General features: G+C 37.6%; 1 protein-coding gene. It reads right to left on the bottom strand.

Annotated features, from left to right (window positions below; translation table 11 throughout):
• Nucleotides 1–143: 143 nt before the first annotated feature.
• On the bottom strand, nt 144–1,182 hold a 1,039-nt coding region (locus ACGHIN_RS17260), incomplete at its 5' end, for an OmpA family protein (RefSeq protein WP_390456472.1).

The following is a 1,182-nucleotide window of genomic DNA, read 5'->3' on the forward strand; positions in this document are numbered from 1 at the left end:
CTCCAGACAAGATTCCAATTACATCAGATTTAGCTTTTCCAAGAAGGATGATCTGATTATCCAGGCCTTAGAACACTTGAAGAAAAACTTATAATAAAAAAGCACCACTTAAAGCGGTGCTTATATTTTTTATCTGACTTTTATTACAAAGCAAGGACTCTTACATCAATTCTCCTGTTTTTTGCTTTACATTCATCTGTATCATTCGCTTCACAAACAGGATATTGAGATCCATACCCTTCAGCTTCTATTCTGTCTGAAGCAATTCCCATTTCTAACAATTTCAGTTTTGCGGTTTGGGCTCTCAGGTTAGATAATTTAAGGTTGCTCTCTTCATTTCCTGTATTATCGGTATAACCACCCAACTTCACTCTTAATTCAGGATAAGCATTAAGAATCTCAGCTAGATTGTTCAGTTGAATTTCTGAACCTTCTTTTAAATCACTGGATCCCGTTTCAAAGTATAAATTTTCAATGGTGTACCATTTGTTAGAATCTAAAATAGCTTGATTCTTTTGCTTTACATCATTGTAAAGCCTGTATAACTGGCTATTTTCTCCCATAGAAATAGTGCGTCCACCTTCAAGTTTGATCTGTTGAGCATTTCCGGTTTCATATACGAAATCGCCACTTTCATTTAAGTGTCCTTTAACTTCTACCGGAGCCAAAACTACGGCTCCGTTTTCTGAGGTTATATTTCCAGAATGTGTCCCTGAAACTCCAGTTAAGGCTTCTATTTTTGCTTTTCTATTGGCATCGATCTTATCTTTATGCAAAGAGGCCAAAGTAGGGGCAATAACCAACGAAACAATAGACATAAGCTTGATCAGAATATTCATGGAAGGACCGGAAGTGTCTTTAAACGGATCTCCAACCGTATCTCCTGTTACAGAAGCTTTATGGGGCTCTGAGCCTTTATAATAGGTTTGACCGTTGATATCAACTCCTTTTTCGAATGACTTTTTAGCGTTATCCCAAGCTCCCCCGGCATTATTCTGGAACATTCCCATCAAAACTCCGCTTACAGTAGCTCCTGCTAAAAATCCACCTAATACTTCAGGTCCGAAAATAAAACCTACCAAAAGTGGTGAGATAATGGCAATAGCACCGGGAAGCATCATTTTCTTAATAGAAGCATCTGTAGAAATAGCCACACACTTTTCATATTCAGGTTCTGCTTTT

Origin of the sequence: Chryseobacterium barbadense, assembly GCF_042849955.1 — a bacterium.
In the GTDB taxonomy this organism is placed as follows: Bacteria; Bacteroidota; Bacteroidia; order Flavobacteriales; family Weeksellaceae; genus Chryseobacterium.